This window comes from Streptosporangium sp. NBC_01755 (assembly GCF_035917995.1).
In the GTDB taxonomy this organism is placed as follows: domain Bacteria; phylum Actinomycetota; class Actinomycetes; order Streptosporangiales; family Streptosporangiaceae; genus Streptosporangium.
Genome location: NZ_CP109131.1, coordinates 1,355,637 through 1,372,794 on the forward strand (window position 1 = coordinate 1,355,637; position 17,158 = coordinate 1,372,794).

Annotated in this window: 15 protein-coding genes; 1 reads left to right on the forward strand and 14 read right to left on the reverse strand. The window is 67.4% G+C overall.

The genetic code is table 11. From position 1 onward, the window contains the following. Positions 1 to 6 precede the first annotated feature (6 nt). The 11 genes from OG884_RS05795 to OG884_RS05845 all read right to left on the reverse strand — a co-directional run bounded on the left by OG884_RS05795 (position 7) and on the right by OG884_RS05845 (position 13,959). A complete protein-coding gene (locus tag OG884_RS05795; protein ID WP_326642880.1) occupies positions 7 to 342 on the reverse strand; it encodes a hypothetical protein in 336 nt (111 codons plus the stop codon). 265 nt (positions 343 to 607) lie between these two features. Beyond that, on the reverse strand, positions 608 to 1,765 hold the full coding sequence (locus tag OG884_RS05800; RefSeq protein ID WP_326642882.1) for a phage major capsid protein: 1,158 nt from the start codon (positions 1,763 to 1,765) through the stop codon (positions 608 to 610). Between the two features lie 115 nt (positions 1,766 to 1,880). Beyond that, a complete protein-coding gene (locus OG884_RS05805; RefSeq protein ID WP_326642884.1) occupies positions 1,881 to 2,234 on the reverse strand; it encodes a DUF2190 family protein in 354 nt (117 codons plus the stop codon). Between the two features lie 6 nt (positions 2,235 to 2,240). Next, entirely contained in the window at positions 2,241 to 4,661 is a 2,421-nt protein-coding gene (locus OG884_RS05810; RefSeq protein WP_326642886.1) for a hypothetical protein, read from the reverse strand. A gap of 93 nt (positions 4,662 to 4,754) precedes the next feature. Beyond that, positions 4,755 to 5,108, reverse strand: coding sequence for a hypothetical protein (locus OG884_RS05815; protein WP_326642888.1), 354 nt, complete (start codon positions 5,106 to 5,108; stop codon positions 4,755 to 4,757). 1 nt (position 5,109) lies between these two features. Beyond that, positions 5,110 to 6,954 (reverse strand): ADP-ribosyltransferase, encoded by a 1,845-nt coding sequence (locus OG884_RS05820; protein ID WP_326642890.1) that lies wholly within the window; start codon positions 6,952 to 6,954, stop codon positions 5,110 to 5,112. A 52-nt stretch (positions 6,955 to 7,006) separates the two neighbouring features. Further along, entirely contained in the window at positions 7,007 to 9,085 is a 2,079-nt protein-coding gene (locus tag OG884_RS05825) for a hypothetical protein (RefSeq protein WP_326642892.1), read from the reverse strand. Between the two features lie 12 nt (positions 9,086 to 9,097). After that, the gene (locus OG884_RS05830) at positions 9,098 to 10,807 is read right to left on the reverse strand and encodes a hypothetical protein (RefSeq protein WP_326642894.1); all 1,710 of its coding nucleotides are present in this window, start codon (positions 10,805 to 10,807) and stop codon (positions 9,098 to 9,100) included. 17 nt (positions 10,808 to 10,824) lie between these two features. Further along, on the reverse strand, positions 10,825 to 12,372 hold the full coding sequence (gene terL / locus OG884_RS05835; protein ID WP_326642898.1) for a phage terminase large subunit: 1,548 nt from the start codon (positions 12,370 to 12,372) through the stop codon (positions 10,825 to 10,827). Between the two features lie 17 nt (positions 12,373 to 12,389). Beyond that, complete coding sequence (locus OG884_RS05840) at positions 12,390 to 12,965, reverse strand: hypothetical protein (RefSeq protein ID WP_326642900.1); 576 nt, start codon at positions 12,963 to 12,965, stop codon at positions 12,390 to 12,392. Between the two features lie 403 nt (positions 12,966 to 13,368). Beyond that, entirely contained in the window at positions 13,369 to 13,959 is a 591-nt protein-coding gene (locus tag OG884_RS05845; RefSeq protein WP_326642902.1) for a hypothetical protein, read from the reverse strand. Positions 13,960 to 14,153: 194 nt separating this feature from the next. On the opposite strand from OG884_RS05845, the gene OG884_RS05850 reads away from it, so the two are divergent. Continuing rightward, positions 14,154 to 14,654, forward strand: a complete 501-nt coding sequence (locus OG884_RS05850) for a hypothetical protein (protein ID WP_326642904.1) — start codon at positions 14,154 to 14,156, stop codon at positions 14,652 to 14,654. On the opposite strand, the gene OG884_RS05855 is transcribed toward OG884_RS05850, so the two are convergent. From OG884_RS05855 to OG884_RS05865, 3 genes are all read right to left on the reverse strand, one after another. After that, a complete protein-coding gene (locus tag OG884_RS05855; protein ID WP_326642906.1) occupies positions 14,651 to 14,803 on the reverse strand; it encodes a hypothetical protein in 153 nt (50 codons plus the stop codon). The two genes, OG884_RS05850 and OG884_RS05855, sit on opposite strands and share 4 nt — an antisense overlap. Positions 14,804 to 14,910: 107 nt before the next feature. After that, entirely contained in the window at positions 14,911 to 15,213 is a 303-nt protein-coding gene (locus OG884_RS05860) for a hypothetical protein (RefSeq protein ID WP_326642907.1), read from the reverse strand. Between the two features lie 9 nt (positions 15,214 to 15,222). Beyond that, on the reverse strand, positions 15,223 to 17,148 hold the full coding sequence (locus tag OG884_RS05865) for a hypothetical protein (RefSeq protein WP_326642909.1): 1,926 nt from the start codon (positions 17,146 to 17,148) through the stop codon (positions 15,223 to 15,225). Positions 17,149 to 17,158: the final 10 nt, after the last annotated feature.

Here is a 17,158-nt window from a genome sequence, read left to right on the forward strand (position 1 = left end):
CACCTCCTACGTGGCGGGGATGACTGCGATCCCCCACGTCGCCGACGCCGGATCGATCGCGCCAGCGGTGCCGTTGATGATGCGGATCGTCACCGTGTTCGCCGCGCTGACGAACGCGGAGTGGACCAGGCCCGCAGTCAGGTTGCCAGGTGGGGAGGCGAGGGCGAAGTCGCCAGTGGCAGCGCCGGTCACAGTGGCGGTGAGTGTGCCCACCGCGCCAGCGGCGATGGACGCGAAGTCCAGCGTCGCCGTGGTGACCAGCATTCTCTGCGATGCCGGGATGCGGCCTGAGGCGTTGAGTGTGGCGAGGCCGCCGGCCACGCCCTTGGCGGTGCTACCCATCAGGTGCCGCCCTTCCTGGTTGAGCGCTTACGCGCGGTACTGGTCCGGGCAGGTGTGGCCGGTTCTGCCAGCGCCTCGCCTGCAGGCTCTTCGGCCGGGGTAGCGGGCTCCCGCAGCTCGACCGTTTCCGGCCCAACCTCGGGAGCCAGCTCCTGCGGTGCGGTTGGCGGCTCGGGGAGACGGTCCAGGACCTCCCCAAGCCGTGCGTGGATTGCGGCGAGGTACCGTTCGGTCCCGTTGATCGGCCCCGGCAGGGGACGTTCGGTCACGCCGTGCCCAGCGAGGCGACCGCGCTCTTCGGGTCCATCAGCGTTCCGCCGAAAGTGTGGCGAACCTTGTGGTCCACGCTGTCGGTGTCGAAGTCTCCGTCCATCGGGTCGATGAGGCCACCGCCGACCCGGGTGGCGTTCGGGGACTTCATGAACAGCTCGGGGGTTTCGTGGCCTGCGAGGAAACCGATCTCCATCGCGGGCCGGCCCACCCCCGGGTCAGCGAACAGATACCACGCGCTGTTGCCGGTGGTGGTGTCCACGATCGGCAGCCACGGATCGACGAGGATCTGGACGCGGTTCCGCATCCAGTTCGTCACCCTCAACTGGTTGTTGCCGGTGCCGTCGCCGCCGCCGTCGGCAGCGACGATTTCGGTGGCGTTGACGATGTTCATCGCGGTGATCTCCAGCGCGGGCGGGACCACGAGCCACACCGCGTTGACGTAGATCGGGTTGCCGTCGGTGTCGACCTGAGCAGCCAGCGTGTTGAATCCGCTGGTGATGCCCTCAACGGACAGGGCGGGCGCACCGGTGACCAGGTTGGCGTTGCCGACGGAGAAGAACGTCGAGTTCGGGCCCGTCGAGGACGCGAACAGGGACGTGAAGAACTTCTCCTCCGAGAACCGGGCCGAGTTCGCGAGGCGGGTCGGCAGGTCCCGCAGCGCCCCCAGGTCGTCGTTGATGAACGACTCCCAGCTGAACGGGAGCCGCTTGCCGTACTTCTTGACCGAGTACTGGTAGCGGCCGTCCTGCACAGCCGCGGCCGGGTACTCGGTGGCCTGCTTGACCTCCGACAGGATCGCCTCACCGCCATCGAGGGTGAACCTGTCGACGGCCCGAAAGTCGCGGACGACGCCGCGGCGGGCGACGTTGCGCCACATGACGGCGGTGTGCTGGTAGGCGGCCAGCATCTGCCGGTCGATGATGTCACCGAACAGGAAGGAGAAGTCGGAGGTGGTCATGGCCTCCTGGAGCCGCCACCCGGGGATTCGGCCGTTGACGACGCCCTCGTACAGGCGGGCCGCCTCCAGGAGGGACTGCTTGTAGTTGGGGGTGTTGCGTCCGCCGCGGACCCGGCGGCCCTCGCGGGCGTACAGCCGCTCGGCGGTGGCGTCCTGGGCGTTGTAGGTCTCGATCAGGTCGAGGAGCTGCATCGTTGTTCCTTGCTCTCAGGCGCTCCGCGCCGGGGCATGCGAAAGCCCCCGGCCGTGTGGCTCGGGGGCTGAAAGAAGAGGAGTGGGCGCGCCCGCTACGGGGCGCCCGGGCGGGCTAGTAGCCGATCTTCACCCGGATGGTCGCGGTCGCCGCACTGGTGACACCCTCAAGGGCGTAGCCGAAGCGCACCCCCGTGGCCTTCTTCGACAGCTTCGGGGTGTCGCCGGTGACGTAGTAGATGATGTCGCCGGCCGAGACGGTGGAGTTGCCGGAGCCGTCGACGCCCTTTACGGACAGGGTGGCCACGCCGTCGGTCTTGATGGTGGTCAGGCCGTCGCTGCCCTCGTTGGTGAGTGCCACACCGGGAAGCTGCCCGACCAGGACAGGGTCGCCCGATACGGGCGTGGTCGGGTCGGTGGCGGCGAGCTGAAGCTGCACACCCTCGTCGAAGATGATGTTGGTAGCCATGCTGGGTCAGCCCCTTCCCTGCGCAGCCGTCAGAGCGGCCGGCTCGTGCATGCCGATGCTGGTGAAGACGTTGGCGAGCGCCTTGTCGACGTCGGCTTCGGACAGTTCACGCTCGGAGGTGGCGCCCAGGCCACGGGGAATGCCCGCGCCGGAAGCCTCCGCGAGCGCGGCGACGTAGGTCGCCTCGTCCTTGATGGCCGCGGTGATGGCCTCGCCGAGCTTGACAGTGTCGAGGGCGCCGGTGGTATCGGTCGGCAGGTCCCGCACGACCGACTCGGTGACACGGGCGTAGGAGGCGGCGTGCAGACCGGAGGTCTTCAGCGCCTCCTCGCAGCGCAGGCGAGCGGTCTGGGCGTTGGCCAGACGCAGCCGCTCGGCGTCGCCCTGGGCGAGCTTCTCCTCCAGCACCTTGATGCGCTGGGCAGCGTCGGCCTGCGCCTCGGCGAACGCGATCGAGGCCCTCTGCGCCTCAGCCAGCGCCTCGGCAAGAGCGGTATCGCGAGCCGCTTCGGTGACGTTGGCGCCCCGCTCCGGGGGCGCCTGCTCGCTGTTGGTGCCCTCACTCATCGGGGCTCCCTTCGTGATGGTGGTGTCCGCGTCCTTGGCGGGGTCCGCCCAAAGGTCGCGCTGGTACAGGTGCGGATGGTCAGCCTCGACGCGGCTGTTGAACGCGGCGAGGGCCTCACCGATCGCGGACGACAAGCCGATCCGCTCGGCCCGGGTGAGGAGACCGCCGCCGAACATCTCGTCGGCCATCTCGGTGAACCCGAGGTGGATGCGGGACTCGAACCAGGTGCCGACGGTCGCGGCCTCGGCGAGGTCGGACTCCTTGGCCGCGAACTTCGCCTTGAGGAAGGCCGGCAGCTTCTTCCCGTCCTTCTTCTTGGAGTCCTCGTCGTCGTCTTCGCTGGTTTCGTCGTCCTCGTCTTCGAGGTCCTCCGGCTCCTCGTCCTCGTCCTCGCCTTTCTTCTTGAACGGCGGGGCCAAGTTCCCTGCGGCTCGGGCGGACTCCAGTAGTGCCACGATGCGGCCTCCTGCTCCTGGCGTGGTCACGAAGTCGACGGAGGTCGCTTCGGTCAGCGATGTGACGATCGGTCCGCGAATGCCCTGCTGGGTACTGGCCTCGACGGTGCCGGTAGCCCGGATCGACATGCCGATGTCGTCGGCCATGGCCTCGATGACCGGCGCCCAATGCGGGTACACCTCGACGTCGGCGTACAAACCGTCGCCCTGGTAGGTGGCGGGGGTAGCGAGGCGCCCGGCGAGGTCACGCACGGACCGCTCGGGGCGTTCGTACGCTTCGGTGACTCCGGGGTGGTCGAGGTAGACCGGAAGGCCCTCGCGGAACACAGCGGCGTGCTGGCGGAGCATGCCCGCCGGGTAGTAGCCGCACGATCCTTGGACGTCTCCGGCGATCAGACGGGCACGGAAACGGCGCCTCTTCGGCGTTTCCCCGCCAGCGGCTTCGGCAAGAGGTACCTGCTCGGCGAGGTTGCACGCGGTTGCGAGTTCGGCTTCGTCGAGGAGCTTGCTCATTGCGTTCCCCCAATCCTGCTGTTGGGGGCCGTCCACGACGATGCCCCAGTCGTCCCCATCGACCGGCATGACCGTGAGTCGATCGCCTAGGTTGGTGCCTCCCCAGTTGCCGTGCATGGTGACGCGGACCTTGCCAGCGTTGGTGGTGACGTCCTTGGTGTAGGTGGCTTTGGTGGGTGTGTCGGGATCGTCGATGTCGTCGATGAACCCATCGACGACTCGGCTGATCTTGTTGGCGGAGGAGCGGTTGAACGTCACCTCGACCGGGTGACCGTCGTCGCCCAGGTGGCGGAAGCCGATCTTCTTGCCGTCGCTGAAAACGTCGAGGTCGCCGTTGCCCGTGTCCAGCCGGGAAGACTTGCCGAGCTGGTCGTTCGCCGTCTCCATGCGGGTGACGTCTCGCCCGGAAAGCTTCAGGGATGGGCCGTCATCGAGATCCAACTGGTAGCCGCCGCGCTCCCTCGTGATGCGGCCGACACCTGGCAGGTTTTCGCTGTCCCCGGAATCCCAGTCATCGGCGACAGCCAAGGTGTCGAGAAGCTTCTTGCTCTGTTGGGTGGTGAGGGGCTTGGAAGAGTGGGTGCCGTCACCGATGGACAAGCCGCCGTCGGCGTGCCGAGCTAGGGTCGCGGCGCCACCTCCGGAGAGGGTGACTTTCGAGGAGGCGATGGTGTCAGGCATACCGCGGGCCGCTGAGCTGCTTACGCTGGGCTGGCCAGAGCCGGCAGCGGATGATCCGCCTCCGCCGGAGCTGAACTTGCCGTGGTCGTCTCGGTGGTACAGGTCCTCACGCCACGGCGCCGAGTGGCGGCCCTCCTGCACGTCCGCCTCGTCGTCGAGGTCGTCGCCGGGGATGAGCTCGCCCGCGCCCCACGCGAATCGGTCAACCACGGGCTCAGCTCCAATCAGGTGGGCGCGAAGGCATGCGGAAATGCGAAAGCCCCGGCCGGTAGCGGCTCGGGGCTTTCGGTGGTGCGGTGAAGGTTAGGCGTCGGGCTGCTCTGTGGTCGGCTCCTGAAGCTTGCCGACGGCCTTGTACAGCTCCGGGTTGAGCAGGTCGGAGGCGGGCGTCTTGTCCCGGTAGGCGTCGCGGTGGATCGCCCACACAGCGCTACCCGCCTTGCGCCCGGCGGCTCCGGCCACCTCGGCGGGCTCGAATCCCGCCGCCTTCAGGTCATCGGTCCACACATGACCCAGCGGGTTGCCGCCAGGAGTGTTCAACACGGCCCGGCGGACCGGGCCAGCCGCCTGGTAGTCGTAGGTGCTCGGCACATGAGTGACGCGCCCAGACAGGGCGTCGTCACCCCACCGCGGATGCTCATCCTTTTCCCTTGCCATATCAGAGCTGCTCCTCATCGCCGCCGCTGGCGAGGTAGTTGGCGTAATCGGCATAGTCCTCGGCGGTGAGATCGCCACCAGACAAGTCACCGAAGTCCACGTCCCCGACGGACGGGGCGGGAGCCGAGGGGATCCCCCATTCGGCGCCAGGCGCGTATCCAGCTGCGGCGTCACCGGCCGGGTCGGGCTTCCAGTCTGCCTCAGACTGCCAGCCGGCGGGGACGACTTCGACTTCCATATGCCATTTGCCGCCGGACTCGTACACGTCGTGCACGACCCAGGAGGTATTGCGGTCGAGGAGCAGTTCCCGCTCGTCTGGGTACCGGCTGATCGGCATGGCGTTGATCGCGTGATGCCCCTCAGGGACACGTAGCATCAACCTGATCGGCTTGTCGTCAAAAGCCGCTTTGCCGCCCGCCGAGGTGGAGACGTAGGCGTCCTCGCTGGCCACTTTGCCGATCAGGGCGCGCATGCTGGCAGGGTCCTTGGTATCAGCGCCGAGCCGCTTCACGTAGTCGGCGCCGACGCCGCGGTGCACGATGACGTCCTCAGGCACCACGGACTTCGCCATGGCCGCGTCGATGCCGTCGATACGGGCCTGAACGTCAGGGTCGCGCTTTTCGTCGGGGTTACGCAGAGCGAAGTTGATGGCCCGGTAGTTTTCGCCGGTGTAGTTTTTCACCGCTGCCCGATCAGCAGCGGTGAACGGCTTCTTCTTCGGCGACCCCATCCGCTCGTTGAGCCAGTCGGTGCCCTCAAGGCTCGTGGTGTGGCGGGTGGCGTCACGCATGCCGGGCCGGCGTGGCTCCCCGGGGGATGCCTGTGCTGGTGCTTCAGGCGCCTCGGGTGGCTTCGGGGCCGCTTTGGAATCGGCGGCTTTCGGCTTAGACGGAGCATCCGGGGCATTCTTGGCCGCTGTCTTCGCTGCCGGTGCCTTCGTAGCCGGAGTCTTCGGCGCCGAGTCAGTCGCGTCAGCCTTGGATGCGGCCTTGGATCCGTGCGGCACGAACTCCATCCGCACATGCGGGACGCCGTTGTTGTCCTCTACGGAGACGACGCGGTACTTGCCTGACGCCGGGAGAATCATCTCTCCGCCGTTCCCCACCGCGGCCTTCGTGCCAGCAGGGAGGGTGACCTCCACCGTCGCGCCCTTGGACGTCTTCTTCGGCGTGAGGGACGTGGACACGTGGCCCTTGTCTCCCATCACGTCGCCCGGCTTGAGACCAGCAGCCATAGCCGCGGTCATCGTCCGGTGCACCGTCATCGGCTCAGTTGTCGGCGGAGCCTTACGTAGAGCGTCGTTGAGTTGCCGGTTCGCTCGGGCGGCGCGGGCCATCTCGTCGGCGCTGTACTTGTCGTCCTTGACGCCGTTCTTGCCTTTGCTGCGCAGCTCGGCGTTCATCAGTGCGTAGTCGGCGTCCTGGTAGCCGCTAAGAGCCTTACGCTGCGCTGGGGTGAGGGAGCCCCGCCATTCCCCGTAGTGGTTGTCCAGCCACGCCTGGTCTTTCGCTGCCGGAGAGGCGGCCTTCACAGCAGGCGCCTTCTTGACCGCAGGCGCCTTCTTCGCAACGGGTGTCGGCTTCGCCGCAGGAGTTTTCTTCGCTGCGGGGGCGGGCTTGCTGGCAGCGGCCTTAGCGGCGGCGGGCTTGGCCGCCGTGGGCGTGGCAGCCTTACCGCCGGTCGTCTTCGCCGACGCCGACGCCGACGCCGAAGGCTTGGCCGCGCCGGCACTGGGCGACGACCCGCCCGACCCGAACTTTCCGTCCTTCGCTCTGGGGTGCAGATCCTCGCGCCAGATGCGCTCCACCAGGTCCCACGCCTCAACGAGGCTATGACCCTCGTACATGTCGACACTCCCTCCCTGGTGAGCCGATATGCGGCGGAGGTTTTCTGGCAGGTCAGGTACGTCGTTGTTTGGCGATGCGTTCCAGGTCGCGGACAGGTCTCGCCCCGTAGGAGTCACGCCACCCGGAGGTGGTGCGTAGCTGCGGAAGGTCGGCCCAGTCGATGGCGCCGGAGTCGAGGAGTTCCAAGCGGCGAGGCCCCATGATGGCGAGCTGCTCAGCCCGGGACAGCCCGGCGAATACCTCCGGCCCGGTGGGGATGTGATCGTCGGGCTCGTCGATGTCGAAGCCGAGGTCGGCCCAACCCTTTGTCTTAGGAGTCCGTGAGCATCGGCAGTTATGTACTACGATCCCGTTCGCCAGGTACCAGCCGGTCGAAGTCTGGAGATTGTAGACATGCCCCCTAAAGCTTCTGCGGCGGACATCGAGAACGCGGTCGCTGACTACCTCGCCGGCGAAGGCGCTGAGGCTGTCGCCGCTCGGCACGGGACCAGCCAGTCCCGACTCAAGGCCATCCTCGTCGAGTGCGGCCAATGGCGAACGCGAGAGCAGACCAACGCCTTCAGGGCCCGAAGGACTAGCGCCGGACTGCTCGCTCGATCCGACCTCCCAACATCTGAGATCGTTCGGCGGTATCAGGACGGCGAGTCCGTCAACGCTCTCGCCCAAGCCTTCGACGTATCCCGCAGAGCGATCGAGCTGCGGCTTGTCAACGCTGGAGTCGAACTGCGATCCATCAAAGACGCCAACCGACTCCTGGCCTCCAAGCGCACGCCGGAGGAAAATGCCCGCCTCATACGCGCTGCCCACGCCGCCACGCGCGGTGTCCCCATGACCTTCGAGCGGAAGGCCAAGAGCGCCGCCACGCGCGAACGCCATCAGGTGTTCGTGACGCCCACAGAACGCCACCTGGCCGAACTTCTGACCGATCGCGGTTGCGAGGTCACGCCCCAGAAGGCCGTGGGTCCGTACAACGTGGACATCGCTACCGGCTCCGTCGCCGTGGAAATCTTCGGCGGCGGTTGGCATGCATATGGCGTCCACCGGGCCAGATCCGCCGAGCGATTCCGCTACATCCTCGATCAGGGCTGGAACCTGGTGATCATGTGGGTTGTCACTCAGCGCTGGCCCCTCAAGGCCGAGGCCGCAGACTACATCGCAGCCTTCGCGGATCTCACCCGCCGGGATCCATCCATCCGTGGTCAGTACCGGGTGATTTGGGGTGACGGTAAGGAGTCGACCTCCAACGGTCTGAATGTCGACGACCTCTCCGCTATGCCAACGCGTAGTGGACGCAAGCGCCCGGGGCCCCGACACCAAGGCGCCCGCGACTAGGCACTGCTGGTGCCCGTATGGGCCTGGTTCCGACAGCGGATGCATGGTTCCGTGCAGGGCAATGCAAGCTGGACACGTCCTGCCGCGGCTGGCATTAAGTTCCGCATGCCAGATCCAGCCGTCCAGGACGGCGGCGTGGTCTTCCTGGCCGATCTCAGCGGCTCGGCGGTGGCTGTCGATGATCTCGGTGCGGGCCAAGTTCAAGGCTCTCGTGAGGCCACCGTTGAACTCGCCTTCCAAGTTGCGGAGCATCCTGGCTGCCGCGGTGCGCGGGTTGTCCCCCACGACGACGCCACGGATCAACTCCTGCTTCATCCGCTTGGTGGCCTCGTCGGCGAGTGGCCAATGCTTGGCGTTGATCTGCTCCGCTGTGCGGCGCACGATCGCGTCGATCGTGTCGGGCAGCTGCCTGCGATACCGGGCTGCTGCCGCAAGCGTCGACCCGTACGGCAGTTGGGAGGCGATCAGGTCACCCTGGCCATCCAGTGCGATACGAGCCGCATCCTGGGCGCCGGCCACGGTTTGGGTGCGGACCAGGTCAGCGAGACGGGTCAGAGCGGCGGCGATGACGTCGAGGGCGGACATGGCGCGGGCGGTCTGCTCGACCTGCCGGCGGGACGGCCACCCGCCCTCCCCTACTTGGAGAAGCTCGGTGATGCCCGCGGCGACCTCTAACGCCATCTGGTCCCAGGCCCTCACCCAGGCTTGCACCAGGGATCTGGTGACGTCGGCGAGGATCGAGCCGACCGCGCGCCGCATCTCCTCAACCAGGCGGATGGTGTCGGAAGTGATCGGCATGACCACCCCCGCCTACGCCTCGGCTGGTTCCAGCTCTTCGTCTACGGGTTCCTCGTCGACGACCTCATCAGGGGATTCGCCCGCGAGGAGCGCCGCCGGATCTCCGCCGTTGCGGAATGCGTCCACCGCGGCTTGCCCGGCGCTCTCCCCTGGCGGAATGAAGGCCCCGTCCTCTGTCGTCAATTCGTCGAGGATCTCGTCGATGTCCTCCACCCCCAACGCCTCCAGCAGGAGACGCGCCACGACGAGCGGCGGCAGGTACTGGGGGCCGTCTGCTTCGGTGATGGCCTTCACTAAGACGGTGACGTCGACGTCGTCGATGTCGGGCCACGAGATTTCGAGGGTCTGCTCGGTGTCGCCGTCCAGGGTGATGGTTTCGCGGCCGGTCTCGTCTCGGGTGATCGCGCCTTTCAGCGCTCCCTTGGGTGCTCGCACGGCTTCGTGGATGACGTAGGTGAGGATCGCCCGGTACATCTCGGTCCACACGCCGCGGCGGAGCTCCATGGTGCGCTCAGTCGGCGTGTCGAGTGTCTCCGCGGTCGCTCGGGCTCCGGTGGTGCCGGGATCGCCGAGCAACATCGTCACCGGCACATCCAGGCCAGCGGCGACCATCGCGGCGAGCGGCCGACCCGAGTCGGAGTCGATCGTGGCACCGCTCTTAGGCACGGCCTCCAACGCCATGTCGGGCGTCATGAGTGCGGTCGCGCCGGCGTGCTGCGGCTCCCCCGAATACCGGTCGGCGGCGGGTCCAGCAGCGATGCGGGACCGGGCCGCGGCCTGCCTGCTGCCCTTCGAGGTGAGCTTCCACGCGAAACGGGACAAGGATTTGATCAGCCTTGCCCAGTCGGTCAAAAACTCCTTGTACGCCTGAGCCCAGTCGATCGCCGCATACGCGTCGGGAACCCCGTACTTCCAGCCCTTCAGACCGCCGACCTTGACGTGGTAGACCGGTGCGTCCCAGTAGATGGTGGCGTCGCCGCCGAGCTGCCCTGGGACGGCCTTCGGGCGGTGGGCAGGCCGGTAGCCGAGCGCCGGATAGTAGGCGGTGCGCAGGTTCGCCGAGTAGCCGCCGAGGATCTCATCGGCAGCGGACTCGTACCAGACCCGCTTGTAGAACCAGACCTCGCTGCTGTCACGCGGGTTGGTGATGACGTCGGCGATCTCATCCCAGGGGATCGACCGAGCCCGCACCTTCCCTGTCACCGGCAAGGTGAACAGGGCAAAGAACAGGTTTCCATCGGTGCCGAGTGCCCGCTCGTTCTCCTCGGACGCTTGGCTGCCCGTGAGGGTCCGCCGGTTGCCGTCGTCGGCGAGGAACTCCTGTACGACCGCGTTGACGTCCTGGCCAGCGCGGACAGCTTTGCCCTTGCGCTGCTTACCATTGGCCCTCGCGCTGATCTGCACGCCCTGGCCCCACACGTACGCCGTGCGCAGCGCGAGACCCCGCTTGATCAGGGTGTTCTTCAAGGCCATGACCCGGACTACGGCGGTGATCTGCCGCAACCCCTCACGGGAGAACTCCTGGTCAGCCATCGAGGTCAGGTGCTGCCAGCCTGGCTCGTTCATCCGGTTTTCGAGGTCAGCTATCGACTCCTGCAGGTGCTCCACAGTGGCGCGTTCCTGCCGAAGGATCTCCGCTTGCTCAGCCCGCCCGGTAGCCCGGTACCAGGTTTCCCGGACCGGAGCGGTGAACGACTCTCGCAGGGAGGCGGCAAAGCCCACAACGCCTCCTCAAGCAGCTAATACGGAGATATCTCGTATCCGCCCAGGCCATCATCGAGGTCATCGGAATCGATGATCAGCAAGCCGGACAGGATCGGGGCGAGCAGCATCCGGTTGATCGCCTGCGTGCAGGCGTCCACCTGGTCATCGTGGGAGCCGTTCGGAAACCCGCTGTGCTCCTGGAGAAAGTCGCCGATCCACGGCGCGACCTCCGGACTTGGCAGGTAGACGGAGCCGCCCTCGATGAACGGGGTGACCGCGCGGGCCCGCGACTCCTTCGACCCGTCAGGCTCGACCGGGATCAGGCCGGGCACCTGGCGGGACAGCGAGTTGATGACCGCGGTGCCGTTGGCTTTGTCTTCCACGTACTTCGCGGACGCTTGCGGCCACTTCGCGGCCATTTGCCGGAGTTCAGCACAGGTCTCGGTGAACGACAGTCGGGCGTGGACCTGGTCGAGAAGGAACAGCTCCAGCCCGTACCTGGCCCACACCTGGCCGACGACGTAGTCAGAGCCGTCGGTGGCTTTGAACGCCATGTCCCACGACATGGCAACCTCATCAGCGCCCGCAACCCAGTGAGAGCCGTCAGGGCGGACGATCCACCGCTGCCCGTGGTACTCCTGCCACCACTCGCGCAAGAAGATATCGCCGGCCGCCGGGGCGGGGCGGCCCTGGTAGAGGCTCGCCCAAGTGCGGGATCCGGAGCGGACCTTGATGGCTTCCCACTGCTTCTTGGTGCGGCCCCGGGCGGAAACCATGAACTCGCCCGGCGCGCGGCCGAGCGGGTCTGTCTCCCCCTTGGCCGGGTCGTGGTCGGCCTGGGCGGGGATGTTCACGACCCGCCACAGCTGGCCGTCCTCTGCGGCGAGGAGACGACCGGCGAGGTCGTCTTCGTGCCAGCGCGTGAGAATCAAGACCACGGGAGCGCCGGGGGCAAGGCGGGTCGCGGCGACGTCAGTCCACCAGTCCCACGCCCGTTCCCGGTAGGTCGGCGAGTCAGCCTGAGCGCGGTCCTTGATCGGATCATCAATGAGCATCAGGTCAACCGGGCGGCCAGTCAGAGCCCCGCCAATGCCTGCCGCATAAACGCCGCCCTCTTGGCCGGCGAGTTGCCACTCGTGCTGAGCGGACAGGTCATCGCGGACCGTCAGGCCGAGCTCGGCGCCGTGGACGGTGATGTCGTCACGGATCGCACGGCCCCACCGGCGGGCCACACCGTGCTCGTAGGACGCGATGGCGATGCGGGTGTCGGGGCGCTGGGTGAGGGCCCAGAGAGGGAACCGGCGGGAGACCCTCTGGGATTTTCCTTCCTGGGGCGGCATGGAGATGACCAGCCGGCCATCAGGGGTATCGAGCAGCCGGACCAGTTCGGCGTCGATCAGGTCAAGAGCGGGGGTCTGCCTGGTCTTGGGGTCAAGCGCCTTCGCCAGCTCGCCCGGCGTTCCCCACCGCGGCCTGAGATGGCCCAGCTTGTTCAGCGCCGCGTTCCGCAGAGCCGCCAGCAGTCGCTCTTGCGCAGCCACCGGCCAGTCCTGCCAGCCGCGAGGCAATGTCGCAACGGTCATGGGCACCTCGCGGGGGGTTACGTCTCCGACATCTCCGGCGCCTCGTCGGCGATGCCGAGCTGGGCGGCGAGGCGCTCGATTTCTGTGGTGATCGCGTCCGAGACAGTGACGTTGGCCTTCGTCGGCGCGTCCAGGCCGAGCAGCTTCGCCCGTCGCTCCTGAACCTTCAGCAGGCGGTCGATGGCCGCGAGAACTGGCCCGTCGTCTGTGAGCGGCGGACCGCCCTCTTCCAGGTAGATCACGCGGCCGTGTGAAACGGCGTAATGCTCGGTCTCCAGCACCTTCAGTGCCGCCTGATACATCTCGTCGAGACGCTCCAGCTCGACCATGCGGAGATCGTCGGCGGCTTCTTGCGTCGTCTCCGCGAGCACTCGGCGAACGGCTTCGTGCGCCTTGCCTGGGCCTGCCATACCGAGCTCGTCAGCGATCTGCCGGTACGTGAGACCACGGGTACGGAGACGTGCGGCTTCGGCATCCCGAGTGGCGGTTTCTAGGCTGCGCTCGAAGCGCCCTCTGCCGCCACGTGTGCCGCCGCGTGTTCCTTTGGCCTTGGCGGTTCCCTTGGTCGAGGGATCGCCGGGGGTGGTCGTCATGGCTTGGCCTCCCCGTCGTGTGTGTCCGTCGAGGGGCGGTGTGGTGGTGGCCAGTAGGTGACGCCGCACTCGTTGCAGGATCTTCGGCCAGGGATCTCGCCGAGACCAGTGATGTCCACACCGGATTCGTAGAGGTGCTCGCAGGTGAGCCACTCTGCGGGTAGCTGCTCGCCACAGTCGGGACAGAGTGCGGCGAGGAGTGCGTCATCAACGACCGAGCGGACCGGAACGGCACTGTCATGGGTGCACCGGGTGGTTGATGGCCGTGTCGGGAAGGTGTGATCCGAGGCAGACGCGGCAGATTCGTCCTCGATGCAGCCGGTTGCCCGAAGCGAGATCAGTAGATCGTTCATCGCAGCGCGTGTTGTCTCGACGTCACTGCGGAGATCGTCGGAGGTGGAGGTCACGGCGTCTCCCCGGATGGGGCAGAGATCTCATCCGGTACGCGCCGGACGTAGACGTAGATCTTCGTGTTGCTGCGGGTGGGAGATGCGGCCCAGCCTCGTTCCGTGAAGGCGCCTACCAGCTGATTGGTGGTGTCCTCTGTGGCCTGGTCGGAGAGGAAGACCATGGCGTTGTGAGAGTCAGGCTCGGGGCGTGTGGTGGCGCTTATCTTCGCGACGACGTGGGTCAGCCCCAAGTCGTTGAGGATGGCTTGGATCTCGTTGGCGAACATACGCGGTTCACCCGTGACCGCTGCCCGCTTGGACTTCGAGGTGGGCTTGGGGCGCGCATCCGTCAGACGGCGTGAGGCCACTTCGAGGCGCTCGTGAAGTTCCTCTATCTCGACGTCGTGGTTCATGAGGAAACAACGGCTTGCCTGTTCGGCATTGCCGAGGATGCGTTCCGCCCACTTGAGACGCTGCTCTGCTGGGAGGTCGTTCCAAAGGCGGATCCATTGGGCGGGGGTTGGTGTGGTGCCCTCGGGGGGCGGGGTGTCGGCTTCACCGGCTCGGAGGCGGGCGATCTCAGCTTGGAGGTTCTCATCGTTCATGAGGCGTCCCGAGCTGGCGGGGTCCGCCGAAGATGCTGAGCTTGCGCTGATTCATGAGGTCTCCCGGATGGGCGAGGACCCCGGGTCCGGGAAGGCTCGGGGTCCTCTACCTCCGGTAGCTGGCCGGAGGGTTCTTGATGAGGCAAACGCCTCATTCGGCTGGCGTGTTCTGCTGTGCGGCGGATAGTGGAGACGTGTCAGCAGAACTGATTGGTGTGATCATCGGCGGTGTGCTCGCGACGATCGGCGGGCTGCTCGGTCAGATGTACGCGGCGCGGGCTCAAGCCCGGCTGCGGCGGCGTGAAGCAGCGGTCGCAGCGTGCGAGGAGTTGATCGTGGTGTTCAGCCGGATGCGGTCGGCGCACAATCTGGACACCATGATGAATCCGCACGAGCGGCAAGATCGGCGCTCTTTCATGGTGCGGGAACAGGAAGAGGGGGAGCTCAACGACGAGATTTCACGGTTGGCTGTACGAGTGACCGATAGGGGTCTTCGCCGCGCCATCATGCAATTCGTGGGCACTCGGGGGCGACTGGAAGGTCTGCCCAACTATTCGGAGCTTCTTGAGCTTCTGGTGGAGCGATGCGGTTGCGTGGTGCGAGCAGATCTCAGGCGCTCGACGATGGGGCCGCTTCGCCGGGCTATAGCTCAGCAATCTACGAAGAACCAAATCCCCGGCGATCAGCAGTCCTAGGTGTCGATGAGACCGGCGCCCGCGAGAACGAGGCAGAACACCCCAGCGCAGAACAGCGCGGCGACCCACGACTTATGGATGACAGCGACGACGGAAGCGGCGCCGAAGAGGACGAGCGCGAGGAGCGTGAAGATGTCGGGGATGCTCATGCTGATCTCCGTTTGCTGGCAAAACTACGGACGGTAGCCACCTCGGTTTATCCCGCCCGTTAGAAGTTATACCGAGAGTGACGAAATGGGGTATCGAGGAGCCCAGATCAAGTGATCTGGATCGGATCGCCCTCAAGGACGGGCACCTCGTCGGAGGTGGTGACCCGCACCCACGGCACCTTCGTGCCCGGCGACGCACTGAAGTCGAACGAGCTGCCCGGCCCGATCTTCACCTTCGCAATCGTCGCGCCGTCGTCGTCGACATCCCACTGGGCGGACACCCACATCGTGGGGCGGATCCCGTACGCGACGACGGACATCTCCACCACCAGCGTGTTGAGGTCTTCGTCTCCGTCGACGACGACGGGCAGATACTCCGACGTCTCACGCGGGTAGTGCTCGATCGCCACCGCTCCCCCTTACTGACTGTCGGCGGACCAACCGCGAGTCGAGCGGCCAGCCCATGCCCTGCGTGAGGTGGCCGTAGACCAGGCTCGGCGGGATGCGCCGAGGCGGATGGTGATGTCACCGTTGCCCTCGTCGGGGTTAGCGAGGACGGCGCGGGCGAAAGCGAGGACGTAGCTGGTGCCGGTCGCATGTGAGACCCGGCGCGCGGTCGCCGCGGCGGCTACGGCCAGGACGGCCCGGCTGGTGGCCGAGGCGGTCTTGCCGGTGCTGCCGGCCGCCCAGGGCGTGGCGGTGGCGGTGGCGTGGGCTGCGGCCAGGTGTGCGGCCGTGGCGTGGCTGTACGGGATTGTGTGGGCCCGGCTGGTGGCAGGGAGGGTCTTGGCCGCCTGCGCGGTGGGCGCGCTCAGAGTGCAGCACCAGGCGGTCACAGGGCGGCTGATGATCTGCGAATGGTGGCCGTAGGCCAGGCCGTAGCAGGAGCCCGTAGCAGCTGCATGCTTGACTGTGACGCTCCTGGCCGCGGCGGCGACGTAGGTGCGCGGTGCGGCGTGGGCGGTCTTGGCCGTGGTGGAGTAGGCGGCAGGCGGGGCGAAGCAGGTTCCGGTCGCCGGGATGGTCTTCCCGGCGGTTCCGTATGCCCATGCGGCGGTCGGGGACATCCCGGACGCGGTGGCCGTCTTGGACGCGGCCCCGTACGCGTGTACGGCTGCGGTGCAGGATGCGGTGACGGATCTGGAGTCGACTTGGGAGTAGTACGCCCACGCCGCCGTATAGGACGCCCCAGACGTGGGCGCTGACTTGGCTGCCGTGCCGTAGGGGAGCGCCAGGGTGGAGGCGACGCCTGTGCCGGTGGCTGACTTCGACGCCGATGCGTGGGCAGTCGCGGTCGAGGTGGCGGCGCCCGCCGCGGTCGCGCTCTTGGTGGCCGACGAAGACGCCCCGGTCGCCGCAACGGACCGGCTGGACGCGGGGGCCGACTTCGCCGCTGTCGCCGTCGCTGTCGCCGTAGCCGTGCTCGCGCCGGTGGCCGGCGCCTGCTTGGCGGCTACAACGGACGTTACGACGGCCGTCGTGCTCGCCCCCGCCGCGGGGACGCTCTTGGACGCCGAGGCGCGGCCGACCGTACCTGCTGAGCAGACCGCGGTGACGTTGACGGTCTTGGATACGGCGACGGCCGCCGCGGCGGCGGCGGAGCAGGCCGTGGTGGCGCTGACGGTTTTGGCCACCGTGGCGGACGTCGTGGCGGCCGACCGGGCGGAGGCGGTGACAGCGGTCCCGCCACCGCCGGCCTGAGGAGGCTGGATCGCGAGGAGGAACGACACGTTGTCGCGTGACCCGGCCAGCGTCGCCGTGAAATTCCCGGTCGCCCCGGTGACGGTTTGGGGGGCGGTGGCGATGGCGGACGCAGCGTCGGCTCCGCCGGACGACAGCAGGTCCGTGCGCTCGGTCAGGCTGGTGGGGTTGGTGGCGCACGCCCACGACACGTCGCCCACGAGCTGGTTGTCGTCGGTGGCCACGGCGGCGACGATCAGGCAGTCCGCCGCCGTGGTCGTGATGCTCGCGCAGGCAGGGTGGCCGTCGGCGGTGGCCTGGGCGCGGGAGGCGTGGACCGGAGTGGTGGTGTCGGCGCCGATGACGCCGACCATCGACCCGGCGCACGAGTCCGTGAACCCTGACCAGGTGTAGCCCGATGGCTCGGTGGTGCCGTCGGTGACCTTGTGCTCATAGACGCCCGCCCAGAACGTCGTCGAGATCGAGCCAGAGGCGACGAGCTCCCACCCGGACGGCACCGTGGTCGGCGCGGTCGAGGCGCCGCCGTTGCCGACCAGGGCGTACAGGGTGTCGCCGGTGGCGGTCCCGGGCGGTTTGGCGATCGTTGTGGAGGTGGTGGTGGAGGTGCCGCCGAGGCCTGCGGCGCGGAAGGTAGGGGCGGCCACGTCATGCCCC